This window comes from Pseudomonas sp. 008, from assembly GCF_016861935.1.
In the GTDB taxonomy this organism is placed as follows: Bacteria; Pseudomonadota; Gammaproteobacteria; order Pseudomonadales; family Pseudomonadaceae; genus Aquipseudomonas.
Map to the genome: position 1 here is coordinate 98,587 of NZ_BOMA01000010.1, position 21,668 is coordinate 120,254.

The following is a 21,668-nucleotide window of genomic DNA, read 5'->3' on the forward strand; positions in this document are numbered from 1 at the left end:
TGCTGGCTTGGAAGTAACTTTACGGGCTAGATAAAAAAGGGACAATTACCTAAAATCGAGAATAATTGATTCTAAAAAAGGGACAATCGTGGATCGGATCGAATGCATGCGCGCCTTTGTCGTGACGGTTGGCGAGAACGGCTTCGCAGCTGCCGCTCGCGCGATGGACGTGCCGCGATCAAAGGTGAGTAAACAGATTCAGGCGTTGGAGGAAGCAATCGGCGTGCAATTGCTGCAGCGCACCACGCGCAGCCTGCACTTGACCGAGGCTGGCGCCGAGTATTTCGAGGCGGCGCGGGAGGTGTTGTCCGCGCTGGACGAGGCCGAGCAGCGCGCTCGAGACGGCATCGGCGAGCTACGTGGGGTGTTGCGGGTGAATGCGCCGATGTCGTTCGGCCTGCATCGCCTTGGACAGTTGATTCCGCTGTTCCATGAGCAGCATCCGAACATCGAGCTTCAACTGGTGCTCAGCGATCAACAGGTCGATCCAGTGCGTGGCGGCTTCGATGTGACGATTCGCATCGCCAGCATGCCAGACTCGACCATGATCGCCCGGCAACTGGCACCGGCACCGCGGATCATGGTGGCCTCCCCCGCCTATCTGGCGCGTGCAGGCATACCGCGGACCCCGCAAGACTTGCGCGCGCATCAATGCCTGAATTACGGGTATCTGCAAAGCGGCGTGAGCCTGCAGTTGTGCAATGGCAAGGAGACGCAACGGGTCAACGTTTCCGGCCCGTTGCACGCCAACAACGGCGACTTGCTCGCTCAGGCCGCCGAAGCCGGGATGGGCATCGCCCTGCTGCCTGATTTCATTGTGGAAGACGCGCTGGCGGCAGGCCGGCTGGTGCCGGTGCTGTGCGAGTGGCAGGCACCAGCGATTACCATCAACGCGGTTTACCCTTCCTCGCGTCGCGTACCGCAAAAGACCCGGGCATTTATTGAGTTTCTGGTGGCGCAGTTGGCGCCGAATTAACCCGGTTTAGTGTGCAATGACGGGTTGGCGTACACCCAACCGGCTGATCCACACCGCCGCCAGAATGACCGATCCACCCAACAACAACCGCCCCAACTCTTCATGCTGATTCCAGATCAGCAAATTGATCAGCAAGCCCACCGGCACATGCAGATTATTCATCACCGCCAGCGTCCCGCCATTCACCAGGCACGCGCCCTTGTTCCACCAGTACAAGCCCAGCGCGGTCGAGACCAGACCGAGGAACAGCAGCACGCCCCATTGCAGCGGCGCTTCGGGCAGGAAGTTCTGTTTGCCGAACAGCAGAAATGCCGGCAACGCCACCGCCAATGCGCCCAGATAGAAGTAGCCGAATCGCCGGTAATGCGGCAGATCGCTCGGATGGCGGGCCACCAGATGTTTATAGAGCACCTGCCCGGCGGCGTAGGTGAAGTTGGCCAGTTGCAGCAACAAAAAGCCCATGAAGAAGTCCGGATTGATCCGGTCGTAGCGAATCACTGCCGCACCCGCCACGGCCACCAATGCCGCGATCAAGGCCCACGGATTGAAGCGCCGGTTCAGTGCGTCTTCGATCAGGGTCACGTGCAGCGGCGTGAGGATGGTGAACAGCAACACTTCCGGCACCGTCAGCACGCGGAAGCTCAAATACAAACAGACATAGGTCACACCGAACTGCAGCGCGCCGATCAGCAACATCCCGCGCATGAACGCCGGCTCGACCGAACGCCAGCGTGTCAGCGGAATGAACACCAGCCCCGCCAGCAGCACTCGCACAAGCACCGCAAAGTAACTGTCGACATGACCGGCCAGATACTCGCCGATCAAACTGAAGGAAAACGCCTGGATCAGCGTGACAAAAAGTAGATAGCCCATGCTCGCCTCGTTTCGAATGGCGGCGACGATAGCGGTTTTTGCCCATTATCGCGAACGGTCGGCCAACAACAGGCCCGTTCCCACAGGATCATCAGCGCCCACTAAATCCCAGGCAAAAAAAAGCCCGATCTCGCTAAAGCGTTCAATCGGGCTAGAGCACTCAGGAGCAATAAGTGCAAAGGGAGGTTCGATGCGCGTACAGGCTTGAAGGGTTGCGCCAGGTCACTAGACCATCCAGCGATTATCTGGCGATTAACGACTCAGGCGACCTGGGCCAGTTTGGCGTTGGCCTGGTTCAAGCCTTTCTCCTGGAAGTCGCCGCCCAGGTTCATGCCTTCGGCGTGAATGAACGTGACATCGTGGATGCCGATGAAGCCCATGACTTGACGCAGGTAAGGTTCCTGATGATCCGCAGTGCTGCCGGCGTAGATCCCGCCGCGAGCGGTCAGCACGTAGGCGCGCTTGCCGCTGAGCAAACCTTGCGGACCGGTCTCGGTGTATTTGAAAGTCACGCCGGCACGCAGCACATGGTCGAGCCAGGCTTTCAGGGTGCTCGGAATCGCGAAGTTGTACATGGGCGCTGCCATCACCAGCACGTCGGCGGCCAGCAGTTCGTCGGTCAATTGGTTGGAGCGCTCCAGCGAGGCCTGTTCGATCTCGTTGCGTTGTTCAACAGGTTTCATCCAGCCGCCCAGCAGGTTGATGTCCAGGTGCGGCACCGGGTTGACGGCCAGGTCACGGACGGTGATCTGGTCGGCCGGGTGTGCGGCTTTCCACTGGCTGATGAAGGTCTGGGTCAGCTGGCGGGAAACCGAGTCTTGCTGACGGGCGCTGCTTTCGATGATCAGAACGCGGGACATGGGATGTAGCCTCCATCTGAGAATGCTGTAGGTCGATGGAGTGAAGGTTAAACAGAGTCATATCGATGAAAAAGCGCAAATAACTGCTATAAAGCATCGATAAATTCGTTTATAAGCGAAGCATGCCCAGGCGACATGCTCCGCTTGAGGTCATTTCGGGGTGCAAGTCAGGTCGATACGCAGCTTGATGATGGTGCGGGTGAACTTGGCCGTGGCGTTTTTGTGTTTGCCGGCAGGTACGTCGATCTTGCGGGTGCGTGGCGCTTCCGGACCGTTATTGAAAACCACTTTGCAAGTGACGTCGGTGTCGCCGTAGTTGTTGACCTGAATGGAGCCGATGTCGGCGTCCGTGTCGTAGGCGTTGTAGTCGACCTTCAAACCGTTGAGCTGTTTATTGACATCGATCGGATAGGCAAACGCAGTCAGAGGCAACATCGCCAACACCGCACACCCCGCCATCACACAACAGATTTTTTTCATTCGGCAGTCTCCAATAAGAGCTGCCAGCTTAGGACAAGAGGAGCTCAACATGAAAGCGCCCCGCGTGACCCTTGATCAATGGCGAACGTTGCAGGCCGTGGTCGATCACGGCGGTTTCGCCCAGGCCGCCGAAGTGCTGCACCGTTCGCAATCGTCGGTCAGCTACACCGTAGCGCGCATGCAGGACCAACTCGGCGTACCGCTGTTGCGCATCGATGGCCGCAAAGCGGTGCTCACCGAGGCCGGCGGCGTGCTGCTGCGCCGCTCCCGGCAACTGGTGAAACAGGCCAGCCAACTTGAAGACCTGGCCCACCACATGGAACAAGGCTGGGAAGCGGAAGTACGGCTGGTGGTCGACGCCGCGTACCCGAGCGCCCGCCTCGTCCGCGCCTTGACCGCGTTCATGCCGCAAAGTCGTGGCTGCCGGGTGCGGCTGCGCGAAGAAGTGTTGTCGGGTGTCGAAGAGGTCCTGCTTGAAGGCGTGGCCGACCTGGCCATCACCGGCCTCAGTATTCCCGGTTACCTTGGCGCGGAATTGAGCGACGTCGAATTCGTCGCGGTCGCCCACCCAGAACACCCGCTGCATCGCCTGAACCGCGAACTGAACTTCCAGGACCTGGAGACTCAGATGCAAGTGGTGATCCGCGACTCCGGCCGTCAGCAACCGCGAGATGTCGGCTGGCTCGGTGCCGAACAGCGCTGGACCGTCGGCAGCCTGGCCACTGCCGCGACCTTCGTCAGCAGCGGTCTGGGCTTCGCCTGGCTACCCCGGCACATGATCGAGCGCGAACTCAAAGAAGGCACGCTCAAAGTGCTACCGTTGGATCAGGGCGGAAGCCGCAACCCGAGTTTCTATCTGTATTCGAACAAGGACAAACCCTTGGGCCCGGCCACGCAGATTCTCATCGAACTGCTGCGCACCTTTGATACCGCGCCGCTGGATGCGCCCTTCGCCGCGCCCGAACAAGCCTGACACGGAGTGTACCCATGGCCTATTTCGAACATGAAGGTTGCAACCTGCATTATGAGGAATATGGCCACGGCACCCCGTTGCTGCTGGTTCACGGATTGGGCTCCAGCACCCTGGACTGGGAAATGCAGATCCCGGCGCTCGCCGCCCACCATCGGGTGATCGTGCCGGACGTGCGCGGCCACGGGCGCTCCGACAAACCCCGCGAGCGCTACAGCATCGCCGGGTTCAGCGCCGACCTGATCGCGCTGATCGAACATCTGAACCTGGGCCCTGTCCATCTTGTGGGACTGTCGATGGGCGGTATGATCGCCTTTCAACTGGCAGTGGACCAGCCGCAACTGCTCAAGAGCCTGTGCATCGTCAACAGCGCGCCCGAGGTCAAACGGCGCAGCCGCAACGACTATTGGCAGTGGTTCAAACGCTGGAGCCTGATGCGCGTGCTGAGCATGGGCACCATCGGCAAGGCCCTGGGCGCAAAACTGTTTCCCAAGCCGGAACAAGCTTCGTTACGACAAAAAATAGCGGCGCGCTGGGCAAGAAACGACAAACATGCTTATCTCGCCAGCTTCGATGCCATCGTTGGCTGGGGGGTTCAGGAACGACTTTCCAGGGTTTCCTGTCCAACCCTCGTCGTCAGCGCCGACCGTGACTACACCCCGGTCGCGCTGAAAGAAACCTATGTAAAACTGCTGCCCGATGCGCGGCTGGTGGTGATCGCCGATTCGCGCCACGCCACCCCGCTGGATCAACCCGAACGCTTCAACCAAACGCTGCTCGAGTTTCTCACCGCAGTCGACACCACCACTCAGGATCACTGACCCATGCTGAAAAAAATCGCCCTCGTCGCCGGCTCCGTTCTGTTTGCCGCCAACCTGATGGCCGCCACGCCGGCCAAGGCACCGCACGTGCTGCTGGAGACCACCAACGGCCAGATCGAAATCGAACTGGACCCGGTCAAGGCGCCGATCAGTACCAAGAACTTCCTTGAGTACGTCGACAGTGGCTTCTACAACAACACGATCTTCCACCGTGTGATCCCGGGTTTCATGGCTCAGGGCGGTGGTTTCACTGCACAGATGCAACAGAAGGAAACCAAGGCACCGATCAAAAACGAAGCCAGCAACGGCCTGCATAACGTGCGTGGCACACTGTCGATGGCGCGTACTTCGAACCCGGATTCGGCCACCAGCCAGTTCTTCATCAACGTGGCCGACAACGCCTTCCTCGATCCGGGTCGCGACGCCGGTTACGCCGTCTTCGCCAAAGTGGTCAAGGGCATGGACGTGGTGGACATCATCGTCAACTCTCAGACCACCACCAAACAAGGCATGCAGAACGTGCCTGTCGACCCGGTGCTGATCAAGTCGGCCAAGCGCATCGACTGAGTACACCGGCAGTCTTGAGCGGTGGCCGGTCGATATCCGGCGCCGCTCATATCGTTTAAAGGAGAGCCCGTACGCGGGCGGAGAACTGATGCTTTATCGCCGTTTCGAAAAACTGATCGACATTTTCCGCGACGCCCCGACGGCGGCTCCACCGAGCCGGGTTCTCTCCTTCTACACCTACTACCTCAAGCAGGTCTGGCCAATCTTCGCCGTTTTGTTGGTCGTCGGCCTGTTCGGCGCGCTGATCGAAGTGGCGCTGTTCAGCTACCTGAGTCGCATCATCGACCTGACCCAGAACACATCCAACGTCGACTTCTTCAAGGTCCACGGCGTGGAATTGGCCTGGATGGCAGCGGTGGCGCTGATTCTGCGCCCCTTGTTCCTCGCCCTGCATGACATGCTGGTGCACCAGACCTTGAGTCCCGGCATGACCAGCCTGATCCGCTGGCAGAACCACAGTTACGTGCTCAAACAGAGCCTGAATTTCTTCCAGAACGACTTCGCCGGGCGCATCGCCCAACGCATCATGCAAACCGGCAACTCCCTGCGCGATTCTGCCGTGCAAGCGGTGGATGCGCTGTGGCACGTGCTGATCTACGCGATCAGCTCGCTGGTGCTGTTCGCCGAAGCCGACTGGCGACTGATGATCCCGCTGCTGATCTGGATCGCCGCCTACATCGGCGCGCTCTACTACTTCGTGCCGCGGGTGAAAGAGCGTTCGGTGGTGTCCTCCGATGCGCGCTCCAAACTCATGGGGCGGATCGTCGACGGCTACACCAACATCACCACCCTCAAGCTGTTCGCCCACACCAACTTCGAACAGCAGTACGCCCGCGAAGCCATCGCGGAACAGACCGAAAAAGCCCAACTGGCCGGCCGTGTGGTCACCAGCATGGACGTGGTCATCACCAGCATGAACGGCCTCTTGATCGTCGGCACCACCGGGCTGGCCCTGTGGCTGTGGACGCAGTCGCTGATCAGCGTGGGCGCGATTGCCTTGGCCACCGGGCTGGTGATCCGCATCGTCAACATGTCCGGCTGGATCATGTGGGTGGTCAACGGCATTTTCGAAAACATCGGCATGGTCCAGGACGGTTTGCAGACCATCGCCCAACCGGTCAGCGTCACCGACCGCGAACAGGCAAAACCCTTGGCGGTGGCCCGTGGCGAAGTGCGTTTCGAACACGTCGATTTCCACTACGGCAAGAAGAGCGGGATCATCGGCGACCTCAACCTGACCATTAAGCCCGGCGAAAAAATCGGCCTGATCGGCCCCTCCGGCGCCGGCAAATCGACGTTGGTCAACCTGCTGCTGCGCCTGTATGACGTGCAGGGCGGGCGGATCCTCATCGACGGCCAGAACATCGCCGAAGTCGGGCAAGAAAGCCTGCGCGAACGCATCGGCATGATCACCCAGGACACCTCACTTCTGCACCGCTCGATCCGCGACAATTTGCTGTATGGCAAACCCGACGCCACCGACGCCGAACTCTGGGAAGCGGTGCACAAGGCCCGTGCCGACGAGTTCATTCCGCAGCTGTCGGACTCCGAAGGCCGCACCGGTTTCGATGCCCATGTCGGTGAGCGCGGGGTGAAACTCTCCGGTGGCCAGCGTCAGCGGATTGCCATCGCCCGGGTGCTGCTCAAGGACGCGCCGATTCTGATCATGGACGAAGCCACCTCGGCGCTGGACTCGGAAGTCGAAGCGGCGATCCAGGAAAGCCTCGAAACCCTGATGCAGGGCAAAACCGTGATTGCCATCGCCCACCGTCTCTCGACCATCGCCCGGATGGACCGCTTGGTGGTGCTGGAAAACGGCAAGATCGCCGAAACCGGCAGCCACGCCGAACTGCTGGCCCATGGCGGTTTGTATGCACGGTTGTGGCAACACCAGACCGGCGGGTTTGTCGGGATCGATTGAGCCGCGGTCTTGGCGCCATCAGCCATGTACAAGAACACCAGAAACCGCCAGAACCCGCAAACCACGGGCTCTGGCGGTTTTATGGTCACTGGAATTCCGTAAAAACCCTGCTGTACTCAGCCAGAGTACTGGAGATGGTTCTGTAGTCCATCTACCGGATGCACAACGACAGTGTTATCTCGACAGGGAACTCGCTATGTCTTTGTTCAAACGTTCGGCTACAGAATTGGTAGGTACGTTCTGGCTGGTATTGGGGGGTTGCGGCAGTGCGGTTCTGGCGGCAGCATTTCCAAACGTGGGGATCGGTTTACTGGGGGTGTCCCTGGCATTCGGTTTGACGGTACTGACGATGGCCTTCGCCATCGGCCACATCTCGGGTTGTCATCTCAACCCTGCGGTTTCGGTCGGACTGGTCGTCGGCGGACGCTTCCCTGCCAAAGAACTGCCCGCCTACATCATCGCCCAGGTGATTGGCGGGATCATCGCAGCGGCCCTGCTGTACTTCATCGCCAGTGGCAAACCCGGCTTCGAACTGGCCAGCGGCCTGGCGTCCAATGGCTACGGCGAACACTCGCCAGGCGGCTACTCGATGGCGGCGGGGTTTGTCAGTGAACTGGTGATGACCGCCATGTTCATCCTGATCATTCTCGGCGCCACCGATAAACGCGCCCCGGCCGGGCTGGCGCCCATCGCCATCGGCCTGGCGCTGACCCTGATCCATCTGATCTCGATTCCGGTCACCAACACCTCGGTCAACCCGGCCCGCAGTACGGGGCCGGCGCTGATTGTCGGGGGTTGGGCGATTCAACAACTGTGGCTGTTCTGGCTGGCGCCGATTTTGGGGGCGGTCATCGGTGGTGTGATGTATCGCTGGTTGGGCAAAGAAGACAGTTAATCTGCGCGACTGAGCCTGCAATCAACGGCGAAGATCAACCTTGTCGATAAGGCAAGGCGGTCTTCGCCTCTTCTGCATACCCCAGCACCCCGGCGCGTTCGCGCTCGAGGAAGTCTTTCACCGCCGACTTCAAGCCCGGATGGCGCAGGTAATGCCAGGAATGGGTGATCACCGGTTCAAAGCCACGAATCAGTTTGTGTTCGCCCTGAGCGCCGGCGTCGAAACGCTGAAAGCCGTTGGCAATGGCGTAATCCATACCCTGATAGAAACAGGTCTCGAAGTGCAGGCGATCGAACTCCGCCAGGCACCCCCAGTAACGGCCATAAAAGCTGTCGCCGCCGACCAGGCTGAAGGCCATGGCCACCGGCCGTGAACCTTGTTTGGCCAGCACCACGCGAATCGACTCTGGCATGCGCTCGGCCAACAGACTGAAAAATTCCCGCGTCAGGTAAGGCGTCTGCCGACGCACCGCGTAGGTATTGGCGTAGCAGGCGTACACGAAGTCCCACTGCGCCTGGGTCAGCTGCCGGCCTTCCAGCCATTCGAAGTCGATGCCCTGCCCCGCCACTTGCTCACGCTCCTTGCGCATTTGCTTGCGCTTACGCGAACTGAGGGCGTCGAGAAAGTCCTGAAAATCCCGGTAACCACGATTCTGCCAGTGGTACTGACAGCCAATGCGCTGCAACCAGCCTGGCTGTTCGGCCAATGCAGCGTCGGTGAACGGATCGGTGAAATTGATGTGGGCGCTGGAAAGTTTTTCTATCTCCAGATAACCCGGCAGGCTCTGCAAGAGTTCGAAACCGTCCTCGATCGTCGCCGCCAGTAATCGCGGCCCGCTGACCGGACTGAACGGCACCGCCGTCAACAGTTTGGGGTAGTAGTCGATACCCGCACGCTCACAGGCATCGGCCCAGGCATGGTCGAACACGTATTCGCCGTAGGAATGCCATTTGCGGTAACTGGGCAGCGCGGCGATCAGGCGCTCGCCTTCGACATGCAGCAGATGCTCGGGCTGCCAGCCGGAATGCGGGCCCAGGCTGCCGCTGTCTTCCAGTGAACCGAGGAACGCGTGGCGCAGAAACGGCTGATTCTCCGGCACCAGGGCATCCCAGGTACGGGCTGCGATTTGCGACAGTGTATGCAGACGTTGCAGCGGCATTTTCCTCTCCACATCTTGGCGTGACAGCTCCGCGAGTATCGCCGATCGCAGAGCGATCCACACGCGTCAATCCAATACAAGGCTCTGAATCGGGCATTTCGGAAATGTTTGTATCGTCATCGACCTGCCATCACTTCGCCACTGACCTGTCATAAACCATCGCGATACTGGCGCCTGTTTTTAGAGCGCCGGGTTCTACCCGGCCACTGTTTTCCGACCTTCAACTGTCGGTTGTGTCCAGGATGGTTCAGCCATCCCTCTCATCTTCGGAGATTGCTATGCGTCTTGCTTCCACGAAAACTGCGGCGGCCTTGTGCGGTGGCCTGTTGCTGGCCATGAGTGTTCCGGCCAGTGCCGCAGTCGACGCCAAACTGCTCGACATGCTCAAGGCTAACGGTTCTATTTCCCAGGCGCAGTACGTTGAACTGCAAACCGAACTTGCCAAGGATCAGAAGGCTCAGCAAATCGCGCAGCAGGCGCAGCAAGAGACCAACGAACAAATAGCGGTCGCCGCGAAGAAAGCCAACGAGCTGAGTGCCTTCGACCAGAAGCTGGCCTGGGCCGCCAAGACCCAGTTCAAGGGCGACGTTCGCGTACGCCAGGAAACGGTCAAGATCGACGGCGAACCCAACAACGGTGGCCGTGACAAGGATCGTCAACGCATCCGCGCCCGTCTGGGTGCCTACAGCGAAATCAACCCGCAAGTGGACACCGGCATCCGCATTGCCACCGGCGGCGGTGACGATGCTCGCTCGACCAACCAGGACATGGACAACTACTTCGACAAGAAGCAGATCTGGCTGGATCTGGGCTACATCGACTACCACCCGGACGCCATCAAAAACCTGCATGTGATCGGCGGCAAGATGCTGCAACCGTGGGTCAGCATGGGTGATGTGATCTGGGACAGCGACATCAACCCGGAAGGTCTGGCAGTGACCTACAAATACCCGCTGGGCAGCAGTGCCGAACTGTTCGGTAGCCTGGGCAACTACAACCTCAAGGACAACGTCGACGGCGAAGGCGTGCAATTTCGTCACGACCTGCGTCTGACCGCCGGCCAGTTGGGCAGCCGTTTCGCCATCACCGACAACCTGAAACTGACCGTCGGCGGCAGCGTCTATGCCTACCAGAACGACGAAGACAGCCGTTGCACCGGCACCTCCACGCCGTGCGCCCTGGCCGTCAACGGCAACTCGGCCAACAACGAGTTCCGCCTGTACGAAGGTTTCAGCCAGGTCGATATCGGCGGCTTGCCGATGCCGCTGTCGTTCTACGGTCAATATGTGAAGAACAATGATGCGGTGACCGATCAGGACACTGCCTGGCTGGTGGGTGCCAAGTCGAAAGTCTTCGGCTTCAACCTCGACTACAACTACCGCGACGTGCAGCGTAACGCCGTGGTCGGCGCCTTCACCGACTCGGACTTCGCCAACGGCACCACCGGTTCTCGCGGTCACAAGTTCAAAGTCGGTTACGACATCGACAAGAACTTCGCCCTCGGTGCCACTTACTTCCTGACCAAAGCCGACTTCTCCAGCCGTACCCAGCGTGATGCCGACACCAACACGCTGCAACTGGACGCGGAAGCGAAGTTCTAAGCTGCGAAGCAACACACTTCAAACGATGCGGTTTACATACGGTCGTGTCGTTTGAAGAGGTTCAACAGTCTGGCGCGGGGCAACGATCCCCATCATCCGTTCGTTTCACCCGCGCCGGCCTGTGCTTTCCTTCAGGAACGATCTTTGCGCCGCTGCGCCGCCAGCCGCTCGGCCAGCGCCTCCACATCCTCGACCGGCTTCTGCGGCATCACCCGCAAGGTCGCCTGCATCAACCGCATCTGCCGAATGAAACGCCGACAATTGGGGCAAAACATCAAGTGATGCCGCATCATCAGACGCTCGCGAAAACTCAACTGGCCATCGAGATAATCACTGGAGCGCGCCACTTGTTCCTTACAGGTCAGCATTCGCCGGTTTCCTCAAAATGTTCTACGGTCGCAAAGACCTTCAACCGTGCCCGATGCAGCAGCACACGAACATTGGAGAGCGAGATTTCCAGAAGATTACAGATCTCCTCCAACTCCAGCCCCTGTCGCTCGCGCAACAGTAAAACACTGCTTTGCAGTTCCGACAGGCTGAGCAGCGTGTGCTCCAGGCATTCGCGCAGTTCGTTTTCAGTCAACAGCGCCTCTGGCGTGTCCTGATGCCAGGCAAACGGCGCCACCAGCCAATGACCATCGCTCGATGAGAAACGATCGTCATCGATCGTACCGTGAGGCGACGGCAGGTCATCGAGCAACACTTCCCGGCGGTTTTGCTTGTAGCGGCTCTTGGCCGAGTTGGCGGTGATGGTCAGCAGCCAGGTCTTGAGGCTCGAACGTCCCTCGAATCCGCTCAGGTTACGCACAACCGATAGCCAGGCATCCTGAACGATTTCGTCGGCATGCCGGTTGCCCACAATAGCGTAGGCCACCGCACGCATGGCGTTCTGATAGGTGCTGACCAACTCTTTGAAGGCCTTTTGTTCACCTGCCAGCAAGCGCTCAAGCAGTTGCGCGTCGTCAGCCGCCATTAACAACCCCCTTGTTCTGACCTCGAAAATGAAAACAGCAGGACTTCGCCTGTAGGCATCGTCCTGCTGGAATTTCCGAAAATTACAGCCTTCCGACTATTTCGAATGTAGGAAAAGTCATCACAAGCCAGAGGAAAGAACAACAACCCCTTCGATCAACGTTTGCGCAGAATCACGCTGCCAATCGAGTAACCAGCGCCGAACGAGCTGAGTACGGCCAGCGAACCGCTGACCAGATCGTCCTGATTCTTGTGGAACGAAATCACCGAACCGGCGGAGCTGGTGTTGGCGTAGGTGTCGAGAATCACCGGGGCTTCTGCTTCAGTGGCTTCGCGGCCCAGCAGCTTCTTGACGATCAGGTGGTTCATGCTGAGGTTGGCCTGGTGCAGCCAGAAACGCTTCACGTCACTGACGTTGAGCTGGTTTTCTTCCAGGTGCGTGGCGATCAGCTCGGCAACCATAGGGCAGACATCGCGGAACACCTTGCGACCTTCCTGGACGAACAGCTTGTCGGGGGCACCGATGCCCTCTTCCGCGGCGCGGTTGAGGAAGCCGAAGTTGTTGCGGATGTTGTTGGAGAATTTGGTCAGCAGTTTGGTGCTGACCACGTCGAACTGGTACTTGGAGGTCGCCAGATCGGCGCGCTCGATGATCACCGCAGTGGCGGCGTCGCCGAAGATGAAGTGGCTGTCGCGGTCACGGAAATTCAGGTGACCGGTGCAGACTTCCGGGTTGACCATCAGGATCGCCCGGGCCTGGCCCAGCTGCACGCTGTTGGCCGCGGCCTGGATGCCGAAGGTCGCCGAGGAACACGCCACGTTCATGTCGAAACCGAAACCCTGGATACCCAGCGCTTCCTGAACTTCGATGGCGATGGCCGGGTAGGCGCGTTGCAGGTTGGAGCAGGCGACGATCACACCGTCGATGTCAGCGGCGGTTTTGCCGGCGCGCTGCAAGGCTTGCTCGGCCGCACCGATAGCCATCTGGCACAGCACCGACCACTCGTCATTCGAGCGCTCGGGCAAGCGTGGCGTCATGCGTTGCGGGTCGAGGATGCCCTCTTTGTCCATGACAAAGCGGCTTTTGATACCGGAGGCTTTTTCGATAAACGCTGCGCTGGATTCGGTCAATGCCTGGATTTCGCCGCGCTCAATGGCCTCGGCGTTGTCGGCGTTGAACTGCGCGACGTAAGCGTTGAAAGACTGCACCAGCTCTTCGTTGGAGATGCTGTTGGTCGGGGTGTACAGCCCGGTGCCGCTGATGACGACGTTATGCATGGTCGTTTCTCTAATCTGTTCAGGCAGAAAGCGCTGGCACCGACGTACCAACACACAAAGGGTCTATTCCAGGTTCCAGATGCAAACCTGGCATCGCTTTATTCCGATCCGCCCAGGCCCGGAAGGCTCAAAACCGCGGGGCCGGCGTTTATAGGCGCGAAGTTTGCCATAAACGCTGGCTTTTGGCCCCTTTTTGCTACGCCTCGACCTGGCTCCATTGCTTGCTCAAGCGCTTGTCGGAGATCGGCACCTTGGTTCCCAATTGCTGTGCGAACAGCGAAACCCGGTATTCCTCCAGCCACCAGCGATAAAGCTCCAGCTGCGGATCGCGCTTGCCTTCCTGGGCGTGTTTGTTGGCTCGGGTCTGGTATTGGGTCCAGAGGCCAGACAATTCTCCGCTCCAGACCCGGTCCTTCTGCACCTGGGCACCGAGTTTCTCGAAACGCTGCTCGACTGCTTTCAGGTAACGCGGCAGTTCCTTGAGCCACGGCATCGGCGTTTCCCGCACGAACCCCGGGTACACCAGATGGCTGAGCTGCTGCTTGATGTCGTTCAAGGCCACGGCTTGCGCCAGGTCGATCTTGCCCTTGAAGCGTTTTTGCAGGCCGTGCCAGTGCTTGAGAATCTCCAGGGTCAGCCTGGCCAGACGCTCGGCGTGCTCGGTCCAGGCACCGCGTTTACGTTCGGCCAGGGACGCCAGTGCGGCGCCATCGCGTGGCAACGGGTCTTCGCCGTCGAGGATGCAACTGTCGAGACTGGCCAGCAGAATGTCTTCCACCAGGCTATCGATGCGCCCCAGCTCGCGGTACATCAGGCCCAACTCGGTCAGCCCCGGCAACTTGCCGCGCAAGAACTTCGCCGGCTCCGCCAGTTGTTGCATCAGCAAGCGCTGCAAGGCCCGGCGATGCTGGAACTCGGCTTCGGCCGGGGTCGAGAAGCGCCCCTCCTTCACCGTGCCGGCCTCTTCCACCAGCGCCGGATACACCGTCATCGACAGCCCGGCGATCTTCTGTTGGGTTTTCTCGGCGACGGCGGCAAAGACCTTCGCCTCCACCGGTTGCTGACTTTTCGCGGTTTGCGGCACGGCCAAGGCGGCCTGGCTAGCCTCGGCAAAGCGCGCGGTCAACTCCGCCAGATCACGCCCTTCGCCAAGGAACTTGCCCTGGCCGTCGACGATTTCCAGGTTCATCCGCAAATGGCTTTCGACCTGCTGCGACGCTTCGGCCCAGGCCTCATCGCTGACCCGTGCGCCGGTCATGCGCAATAACTCGCGGCCCAGCGCCAGAGGCAATGAGCCCTCGCCAAAAGTCATGCGCTGCATCGCGGCTTTGACGAAATCCGGCACCGGCACGAAATTCTTGCGCAGGGCCTTGGGCAGGTTGCGCACCAGCGCAATGCACTTGGCCTCGATCACGCCCGGCACCAGCCATTCCAGACGTTCCGGCGGCAGCATCGGCAACAGCGGTGCGGGCACGCGCAAGGTCACGCCGTCACGCGGATGGTTGGGTTCGAAGTGATAACTCAGCGCCAGTTCCAAGTCGCCGATGTGCAGGGTGTCGGGGTAATGCGCAGCGGTGACTTCACTGGCTTCGCGGGCCAGCACGTCCTCTTCGCGCATGATCAGCAGCTGCGGGTCTTTCTGGCTGTTGATCCGGTACCAACTGTCGAAGGTCGCGGTCTGGTGGATCTCCGCCGGCAGGCGCGCATCGTAGAAGGCGAACAGGGTTTCTTCGTCGGCCAGAATGTCCCGGCGACGCGCCTTGGCTTCCAGTTCGTCGAGCTGTTCCAGCAGTTGCTTGTTGGCCGTCAGGCACTTGGCTTTGGATTGAATCTCACCACGCACCAAGGCTTCGCGGATAAACAACTCGCGAGACACCACCGGGTCGACCGGGCCGTAATGCACCGGCCGGCGTCCGACTACGATCAGCCCGAACAAGGTGATTTGCTCGAAGGCCACGACCTGCCCACGCCTCTTCTCCCAATGGGGTTCGAAGTGATTTTTCTTGATCAGGTGCCCGGCCAGCGGCTCGATCCAGTCGGCGTCGATCTTGGCGACCATCCGCGCGTAAAGCTTGGTGGTTTCCACCAGTTCGGCGGTCATCAGCCATTGCGGGCGTTTCTTGCCCAGGCCCGACGACGGGTGAATCCAGAAGCGTCGCTGACGGGCGCCGAGGTAATCGCCGTCTTCGGTTTTCTGGCCGATCTGGCTGAGCAAACCCGAGAGCACGGCTTTGTGCAGCTTCGGGTAATCCGCCGGCTCTTTGTTGAGGCTCAGCTGCATGTCGCGGCAGATCAGGCTCAACTGGCGATGGGAATCGCGCCACTCACGCAGGCGTAGGTAATTGAGGAAATTCTTGCGGCACCAGTTGCGCAGCGGACTGGCCGTCAGGGCTTGGCGTTGTTCTTCAAAACCTCGCCACAGATTGACCAGCCCGGCGAAGTCCGAGTCCACGTCTTTCCACTGGGCGTGGGCCTGATCGGCGGCTTGCTGACGCTCCGGCGGACGCTCGCGCGGGTCCTGGATCGACATGGCGCTGGCGACGATCAGCACTTCCTGCAAGCTGCCGAGTTTCGCCGCTTCCAGCAGCATCCGGCCCATGCGCGGGTCCACCGGCAACCGCGCCAGTTGCCGGCCGAGCGGCGTCAGTTGGCTGTTGCGGTCGACTGCCGAGAGTTCTTGCAGCAGGTTGAAACCGTCGCTGATGGCCTTGCCATCCGGCGGTTCGATAAACGGGAAATCAGTGATCTCGCCGAGACGCAGATGGAGCATCTGCAAAATCACCGCCGCGAGGTTGGTCCGCAGGATCTCCGGGTCGGTGAATTCCGGCCGATCGATGAAATCTTCTTCGCTGTACAAACGCACGCAAATACCCGGCTCGACCCGCCCGCAGCGACCTTTACGCTGATTGGCACTGGCCTGGGAAATCGCTTCGATGGGCAGGCGCTGGACCTTGGCGCGGTAGCTGTAGCGGCTGATGCGCGCGGTGCCGCTGTCGATCACGTAACGAATGCCCGGCACCGTCAGAGAGGTTTCCGCAACGTTGGTCGCCAGAACCACTCGACGCCCCGGATGCGACTGGAAAATCCGCTGCTGTTCGGCCGGCGACAACCGCGCATACAACGGCAGAATCTCGGTGTGTTTGAGCTGGGCCTTGCGCAGCATGTCCGCCGCGTCACGAATCTCGCGCTCGCCGGGCAGGAACACCAGCACGTCGCCGGGGCTCTTGCGCTCACTGCGTTCGAACGCGGCGATTTCGTCGAGGGTGGCGAGGATCGCCTGATCCACGGTCAGGTCATCCTCGACACGGTTGCCCTCCTCGTCCTGCTCCAGGGTCAGCGGGCGATACCAGGTTTCCACCGGGAAGGTGCGGCCGGAGACTTCGACAATCGGCGCGTCATCGAAGTGTTTGGAGAAACGCTCCAGGTCGATGGTGGCCGAGGTGATGATGACCTTAAGGTCCGGGCGACGGGGCAGCAGGGTTTTCAGGTAACCGAGCAGGAAGTCGATGTTCAGGCTGCGTTCGTGGGCTTCGTCGACGATGATCGTGTCGTAGCGTTCGAGGTAGCGGTCGTTCTGGGTTTCCGCCAGCAGGATGCCGTCGGTCATCAGTTTGATCAGGGTGTTGGCATCGCTCTGATCCTCGAACCGCACCTGATAGCCGACCAGCGCGCCCAACGGTGTCGCCAACTCTTCAGCGACCCGGCTCGCCACGCTGCGGGCGGCGATTCGACGCGGCTGGGTATGGCCGATCAGACCGTGTTGGCCGCGACCGATTTCCAGGCAGATCTTCGGCAACTGGGTGGTTTTACCCGAACCGGTTTCGCCGGCAATGATCAGCACCTGATGCTTTTGCAGCGCCGCTTTGATTTCGTCGCGCTTGGCGGCGATCGGCAGGCTGTCGTCGTAACGAATCACCGGCAGGCTGGCGCGCCGCGCCAACACCTGATCACAGGACGCCTGTGTGCGCGTCACCCATTGGGCCAGTTTGGCCTCGTCAGGTTTCTTGCGCAGCTCAAGCAACTGCCGCCGCAGCCGGTGGCGGTCAGCGAGCATGGCGTGATCGAGGTTTTTCAGCAGTTTGTCGATGGAAGGCGATTCGTCAGTCATCAGGTACGCAAAAGTCGTCTAGTGGCGCAGGAGGCGGATTGTCGCAGATTTAAGGGACAAGCGAGATCCCCCGTAGCAGCTGTCGAGCCCCAGCGAGGCTGCGAAGCAGTCGTAAAATCATCCAGTGCGGTGTTTCAGGTGAACCGAGGTGATCGGATTGGCGACTGCTTCGCAGCCGAGCGCAGCCTCGCTGGGGCTCGACAGCTGCTACGGGGTCGTGAGAGTCCGACTACTCGTTATCCAGGCCCTTACGCCGATACGGGAACACATCAATCACCTTCCCCGCCCGAATCGCTTCCTGCAGCCCCTTCCAGTAATCGGCGTTGTACAGCTCGCCGTGCAACTGATCGAACAACTTTCGCTGCCCGGAATCGGCAAACAGGAACGGTGGAAACTCCTCGGGGAACACGTCCAGTGGCCCGATCGAGTACCACGGTTCGGAGGCCATTTCGTCTTCCGGCGTACGCGGTTGCGGGATGTGGCGGAAGTTGGCTTCGGTCAGGAAACAAATCTCGTCGTAGTCATAAAACACCACGCGACCATGACGGGTGACGCCAAAGTTTTTCAGCAGCATGTCGCCGGGGAAAATGTTCGCCGCCGCCAGTTGCTTGATCGCCAGGCCATAATCTTCCAGCGCCTCGCGCACCTGCGCTTCGTTGGCGTGTTCCAGATAAAGGTTCAAGGGCGTCATCCGGCGTTCGGTCCAGCAGTGGCGGATCAACACCGTATCGCCTTCCACCGACACCGTGGACGGCGCCACTTCAAGCAGTTCTTCCAGGCATGCCGGCTCGAATTTGCTCAACGGGAAACGGAAGTCGGCGAACTCCTGGGTGTCGGCCATGCGCCCGACCCGGTCGACGCTTTTCACCAGCCGATACTTTTCGATCACCGTGGCGCGGTCGACGTTTTTCGACGGTGAGAAGCGGTCCTTGATGATTTTGAATACTGTGTTGAAGCCCGGCAGCGTAAACACGCTCATGACCATCCCGCGTACGCCGGGGGCCATGATGAACTGGTCGTCGGTGTTGGCCAGGTGATTGATCAGCGCCCGGTAGAACTCGGACTTGCCATGCTTGTAGAAGCCGATCGAGGTGTACAACTCGGCAATGTGTTTACCTGGCAGGATGCGTTTGAGAAAGCCAATGAATTCCGCCGGCACCGGCACATCGACCATGAAGTACGAACGGGTGAAGGAGAAGATGATCGACACCTCCGCCTCGTCGGTAATCAGCGCATCGATCTGGATGCCCCGGCCTTCGCGGTGCAGCAGCGGAATCACCAGTGGCCATTGATCGTCCTGGGTGAAGATGCGCCCCACCAGATAGGCGCCCTTGTTGCGGTAAAGCACCGAGGAAAACAGCTCGACACTCAGTTCCGGATCCTTGCAGACCCAGTCCGGCAGGTTCTCGCGCAGTTGCGCTTCGAGGCGGCGCAGGTCGCCGGGTAAATCGGCGTAGTCCTCGCTGAAGCGGAAGTCGGTAAAGATACTCGCGAGCATGCCGGACAACTGGCCATGGGGCTTGTAAGTACGGGTTTGCGCGGCCCGTGCACGGCGCAAGCTTGGCCGCGTGGTGTGGATGAACATGCAGCCGTCGCTGATCAGGTCATGGCTGAACAGCCCGCAGAAAATCGAGTTGTACCAGGTCTCGGACAGTTCATCGTCGAAGCGCAGGTCGATCAGGCTGATATAGGCGCTTTTGACCAACGGCCAGCTGCTGACGTCCATCAGCACATCGGCGGCGAACGACTGATGCAGGCGCCCGACCGTTTCGCCGACTTTCTCTTCGTAGAGGTTGATCCGCGCCGCCGACGCGACTTGCGTCGCCTGCCACTGGGCTTGCTCGAAGCGGGCTCGGGCACCGTCGGTGATCTGACGGAAATGCTCGCGGTAATCGTCAAAGCCATCGAGGATCATTCGGGCGATGTCGGCGGCTGGCCATTGCTGCGGCATGGTGGAACCTCTGCGGCTGTTCTTATCGTTGGAGCCTGAGCTTAGTGGCCCCGTGTGACGCAACGCAACCATTGCCTTGTACCCCGACTGGCGCGACACTTGCGCGCCAATCAAGGAAGGAAAGTGCTGTGAACCCCGTCGATATCCTGCGTTTGTTGTCACTTGCCGCCATTTGGGGAGCGAGCTTTCTGTTCATGCGCATTATCGCCCCAGTGATTGGCACAATCCCCACTGCCTTTTTCCGTGTATCGATTGCCGCTGTCGGGCTGCTGGTGATCGTCGGGCTGCTGCGTATCAGCTGGGATTTCAAAGGCAAACTCAAGACGGTGATGCTGCTCGGAGTAATCAACTCCGGGGTTCCGGCGACCCTTTATTCCGTAGCTGCCCAGGTGCTGCCGGCCGGTTACTCGGCCATTTTCAACGCCACCACGCCATTGATGGGGGTGTTGATCGGCGGGTTGTTCTTCAGTGAAAAGCTCACCGGAGCGAAGGTCTGCGGGGTGTTTCTCGGACTGTTCGGCGTCGGCATCCTCACCCGTGCAGGTCCGGTGGCGTTCGATATGCAACTGCTGATGGGCGCACTGGCTTGTCTGATGGCCACCACCTGCTATGGCTTTGCCGGCTTCCTCGCCCGCCGCTGGCTCGACCAGGCCGGCGGCCTCGACAGTCGCCTGTCGGCCCTGGGCAGCATGCTCGGCGCCACCTTGTTTTTGCTGCCGCTGTTCGGCTACAGCGTGATCAGCCAGCCACCGGCGAGCTGGGGCGGCTGGAGTGTCTGGTTGTCGTTGCTGGGATTGGGCTTGGGCTGCACCGCGTTTGCCTACATCGTTTACTTCCGTTTGCTCAGCTCGATCGGCCCGGTGAAGTCGATGACCGTGACCTTCATGATTCCACCGTTCGGGGTGTTGTGGGGCGCGCTGTTGCTGGATGAGCCGCTGTCGATGGCGCACCTCTATGGCGGAGTGTTGATTGCGGCGGCGTTGTGGCTGGTGTTGAAGCCGGCGGTAGTGAAGCCGGTTGAGGTGGTTGCCCGATAAAACCGCCTTCGCAGGCAAGTCGGATCACCTACAAGGCCCGGAGCTCATGCCCCGGGCCTTGTTTGTTTCAAGCAGTCTTACGGAATACAAACACCAGACCGACAATGATCAGCCCCATGCCCAGCAGGCTCAACGCCGCCAGCCGGTTGCCGAATATCAGGTAATCCATCACCGCAGTCACCGCCGGTACCAGATAAAACAGACTGGTGACATTCACCAGATTGCCCCGGGCAATCAGCCGATACAGCAGCAGCGTCGCCAGCACCGACACCACCAACCCCATCCATAACACCGGCACGATGAAGCCTGTGCTGTATTCGACGTGAAACGGCTGGAACGGCACAAACACCCCGCACAACAACAGCCCGGCCAGGTACTGCACCGGCAGTGTGCCGAGGGGATTGTCGGTGATGCGTTTCTGCATGATCGAACCGAACGTCATGCTCGCCAGCGCCAACAGACCGCAGAGCATTCCGGCCATCGACATCCCGGCCAGCCCAATGCCCTGATAAACCACCATGATCAATCCGGCCAAGCCCAACGCCAGACCGAACATCCGGCTTATTGATCGGTGCCGCTCCATGATCACTACGGTGAGAATCGGTTGAACGCCCATGATGGTTGCCATCACGCCCGGTGTGACTTTGAGGTCGAGGGCCAGCAGATAGAAAATCTGATAAGCCCCCAGCAACACCACGCCCGTGGCCATCGCATACAACATCGGCTTGCCGCCCTTGGGCAGTTTCAGCTTGAGCAGCGGCACCAGCAGCACCAACCCGCACAGAGCGATGGCGAAGCGAATCAGCAGAAAGGCAAAGGGCGAGGCGTGGGCCAGCCCCCATTTGGAGAAAATCGCCCCGCTGCTCCACAGCAGAACGAACAGGCACGTGGACGTCGCCGCAAGCGCGGACTTTTTCGAAAGGACAAACATGAATACCACCTGTAGTCAGGCAAAAAGCCAACTCAGCCGAAGCTGAAATTCAGTAGTTTTTTCAGACGGGCACAGGAGAGCAGCGGAAAAAGCTGATCAGCCCGAAAAGCCAACGCCCGGCGGTGATACGACTGCGCACACCGGCGTGCTACTGACAGGTGGAGGGTAATGACTGATCTGCGCAGGCTGCTGATTCCCGCACGGCACGACGCCAGCGTTGACCGCTGAATCGACTACCGCGTTGATAAGGGAAGCTGGCATGGGCTGA

18 protein-coding genes are annotated in these 21,668 nt (G+C 60.0%); 8 read left to right on the forward strand and 10 right to left on the reverse strand.

The genetic code is table 11. The annotated features are described in order from the left end of the window. Positions 1-88: 88 nt before the first annotated feature. Positions 89-976 (forward strand): LysR family transcriptional regulator, encoded by an 888-nt coding sequence (locus tag JUI81_RS20480; protein WP_028939361.1) that lies wholly within the window; start codon positions 89-91, stop codon positions 974-976. A gap of 6 nt (positions 977-982) precedes the next feature. Here JUI81_RS20480 and JUI81_RS20485 read toward each other — a convergent pair whose 3' ends face one another. From JUI81_RS20485 to JUI81_RS20495, 3 genes are all read right to left on the reverse strand, one after another. After that, the gene (locus tag JUI81_RS20485; protein ID WP_019580786.1) at positions 983-1,849 is read right to left on the reverse strand and encodes a carboxylate/amino acid/amine transporter; all 867 of its coding nucleotides are present in this window, start codon (positions 1,847-1,849) and stop codon (positions 983-985) included. A gap of 260 nt (positions 1,850-2,109) precedes the next feature. Then, positions 2,110-2,709: an FMN-dependent NADH-azoreductase gene (locus JUI81_RS20490; RefSeq protein ID WP_019580787.1), complete on the reverse strand. Its 600-nt coding sequence runs from the start codon at positions 2,707-2,709 to the stop codon at positions 2,110-2,112. 150 nt (positions 2,710-2,859) lie between these two features. Further along, positions 2,860-3,189, reverse strand: a complete 330-nt coding sequence (locus tag JUI81_RS20495; protein WP_007934049.1) for a hypothetical protein — start codon at positions 3,187-3,189, stop codon at positions 2,860-2,862. A gap of 49 nt (positions 3,190-3,238) precedes the next feature. Between JUI81_RS20495 and JUI81_RS20500 the strand changes: the two genes are divergently transcribed. The 5 genes from JUI81_RS20500 (at position 3,239) to aqpZ (ending at position 8,363) form a co-directional block, all read left to right on the forward strand. Next, entirely contained in the window at positions 3,239-4,162 is a 924-nt protein-coding gene (locus JUI81_RS20500; protein ID WP_007934048.1) for a LysR family transcriptional regulator, read from the forward strand. A gap of 14 nt (positions 4,163-4,176) precedes the next feature. Next, entirely contained in the window at positions 4,177-4,980 is an 804-nt protein-coding gene (locus JUI81_RS20505; protein WP_019581180.1) for an alpha/beta fold hydrolase, read from the forward strand. Positions 4,981-4,983: 3 nt separating this feature from the next. Continuing rightward, complete coding sequence (locus JUI81_RS20510) at positions 4,984-5,547, forward strand: peptidylprolyl isomerase A (protein WP_007934039.1); 564 nt, start codon at positions 4,984-4,986, stop codon at positions 5,545-5,547. Positions 5,548-5,635: 88 nt separating this feature from the next. Further along, positions 5,636-7,468, forward strand: coding sequence for an ABC transporter ATP-binding protein (locus tag JUI81_RS20515; RefSeq protein ID WP_204124935.1), 1,833 nt, complete (start codon positions 5,636-5,638; stop codon positions 7,466-7,468). A 196-nt stretch (positions 7,469-7,664) separates the two neighbouring features. Further along, complete coding sequence (gene aqpZ, locus JUI81_RS20520) at positions 7,665-8,363, forward strand: aquaporin Z (RefSeq protein ID WP_018926734.1); 699 nt, start codon at positions 7,665-7,667, stop codon at positions 8,361-8,363. A gap of 34 nt (positions 8,364-8,397) precedes the next feature. Here aqpZ and JUI81_RS20525 read toward each other — a convergent pair whose 3' ends face one another. Beyond that, entirely contained in the window at positions 8,398-9,522 is a 1,125-nt protein-coding gene (locus JUI81_RS20525; protein ID WP_019580789.1) for a GNAT family N-acetyltransferase, read from the reverse strand. A 278-nt stretch (positions 9,523-9,800) separates the two neighbouring features. On the opposite strand from JUI81_RS20525, the gene JUI81_RS20530 reads away from it, so the two are divergent. After that, positions 9,801-11,123, forward strand: coding sequence for a putative porin (locus tag JUI81_RS20530; protein ID WP_019580790.1), 1,323 nt, complete (start codon positions 9,801-9,803; stop codon positions 11,121-11,123). Between the two features lie 131 nt (positions 11,124-11,254). On the opposite strand, the gene JUI81_RS20535 is transcribed toward JUI81_RS20530, so the two are convergent. From JUI81_RS20535 to aceK, 5 genes are all read right to left on the reverse strand, one after another. Beyond that, positions 11,255-11,491, reverse strand: a complete 237-nt coding sequence (locus JUI81_RS20535) for an anti-sigma factor (RefSeq protein ID WP_007934080.1) — start codon at positions 11,489-11,491, stop codon at positions 11,255-11,257. After that, positions 11,485-12,096, reverse strand: a complete 612-nt coding sequence (locus tag JUI81_RS20540) for an RNA polymerase sigma factor (protein WP_096479682.1) — start codon at positions 12,094-12,096, stop codon at positions 11,485-11,487. The genes JUI81_RS20535 and JUI81_RS20540 overlap by 7 nt, the downstream gene beginning before the upstream one ends. 155 nt (positions 12,097-12,251) lie before the next feature. Further along, on the reverse strand, positions 12,252-13,373 hold the full coding sequence (locus tag JUI81_RS20545) for a beta-ketoacyl-ACP synthase III (protein ID WP_096479681.1): 1,122 nt from the start codon (positions 13,371-13,373) through the stop codon (positions 12,252-12,254). 196 nt (positions 13,374-13,569) lie between these two features. Next, on the reverse strand, positions 13,570-17,481 hold the full coding sequence (hrpA, locus tag JUI81_RS20550; protein WP_204124936.1) for an ATP-dependent RNA helicase HrpA: 3,912 nt from the start codon (positions 17,479-17,481) through the stop codon (positions 13,570-13,572). 229 nt (positions 17,482-17,710) lie between these two features. Next, positions 17,711-19,432 carry a bifunctional isocitrate dehydrogenase kinase/phosphatase gene (gene aceK / locus JUI81_RS20555; protein ID WP_028939355.1) on the reverse strand — a complete coding sequence of 574 codons (1,722 nt, stop codon included), beginning with the start codon at positions 19,430-19,432 and terminating at the stop codon, positions 17,711-17,713. A 128-nt stretch (positions 19,433-19,560) separates the two neighbouring features. Between aceK and JUI81_RS20560 the strand changes: the two genes are divergently transcribed. Continuing rightward, on the forward strand, positions 19,561-20,469 hold the full coding sequence (locus tag JUI81_RS20560; RefSeq protein WP_018926741.1) for a DMT family transporter: 909 nt from the start codon (positions 19,561-19,563) through the stop codon (positions 20,467-20,469). A 67-nt stretch (positions 20,470-20,536) separates the two neighbouring features. Here JUI81_RS20560 and JUI81_RS20565 read toward each other — a convergent pair whose 3' ends face one another. Further along, on the reverse strand, positions 20,537-21,400 hold the full coding sequence (locus JUI81_RS20565; protein ID WP_019580796.1) for a DMT family transporter: 864 nt from the start codon (positions 21,398-21,400) through the stop codon (positions 20,537-20,539). Positions 21,401-21,668: the final 268 nt, after the last annotated feature.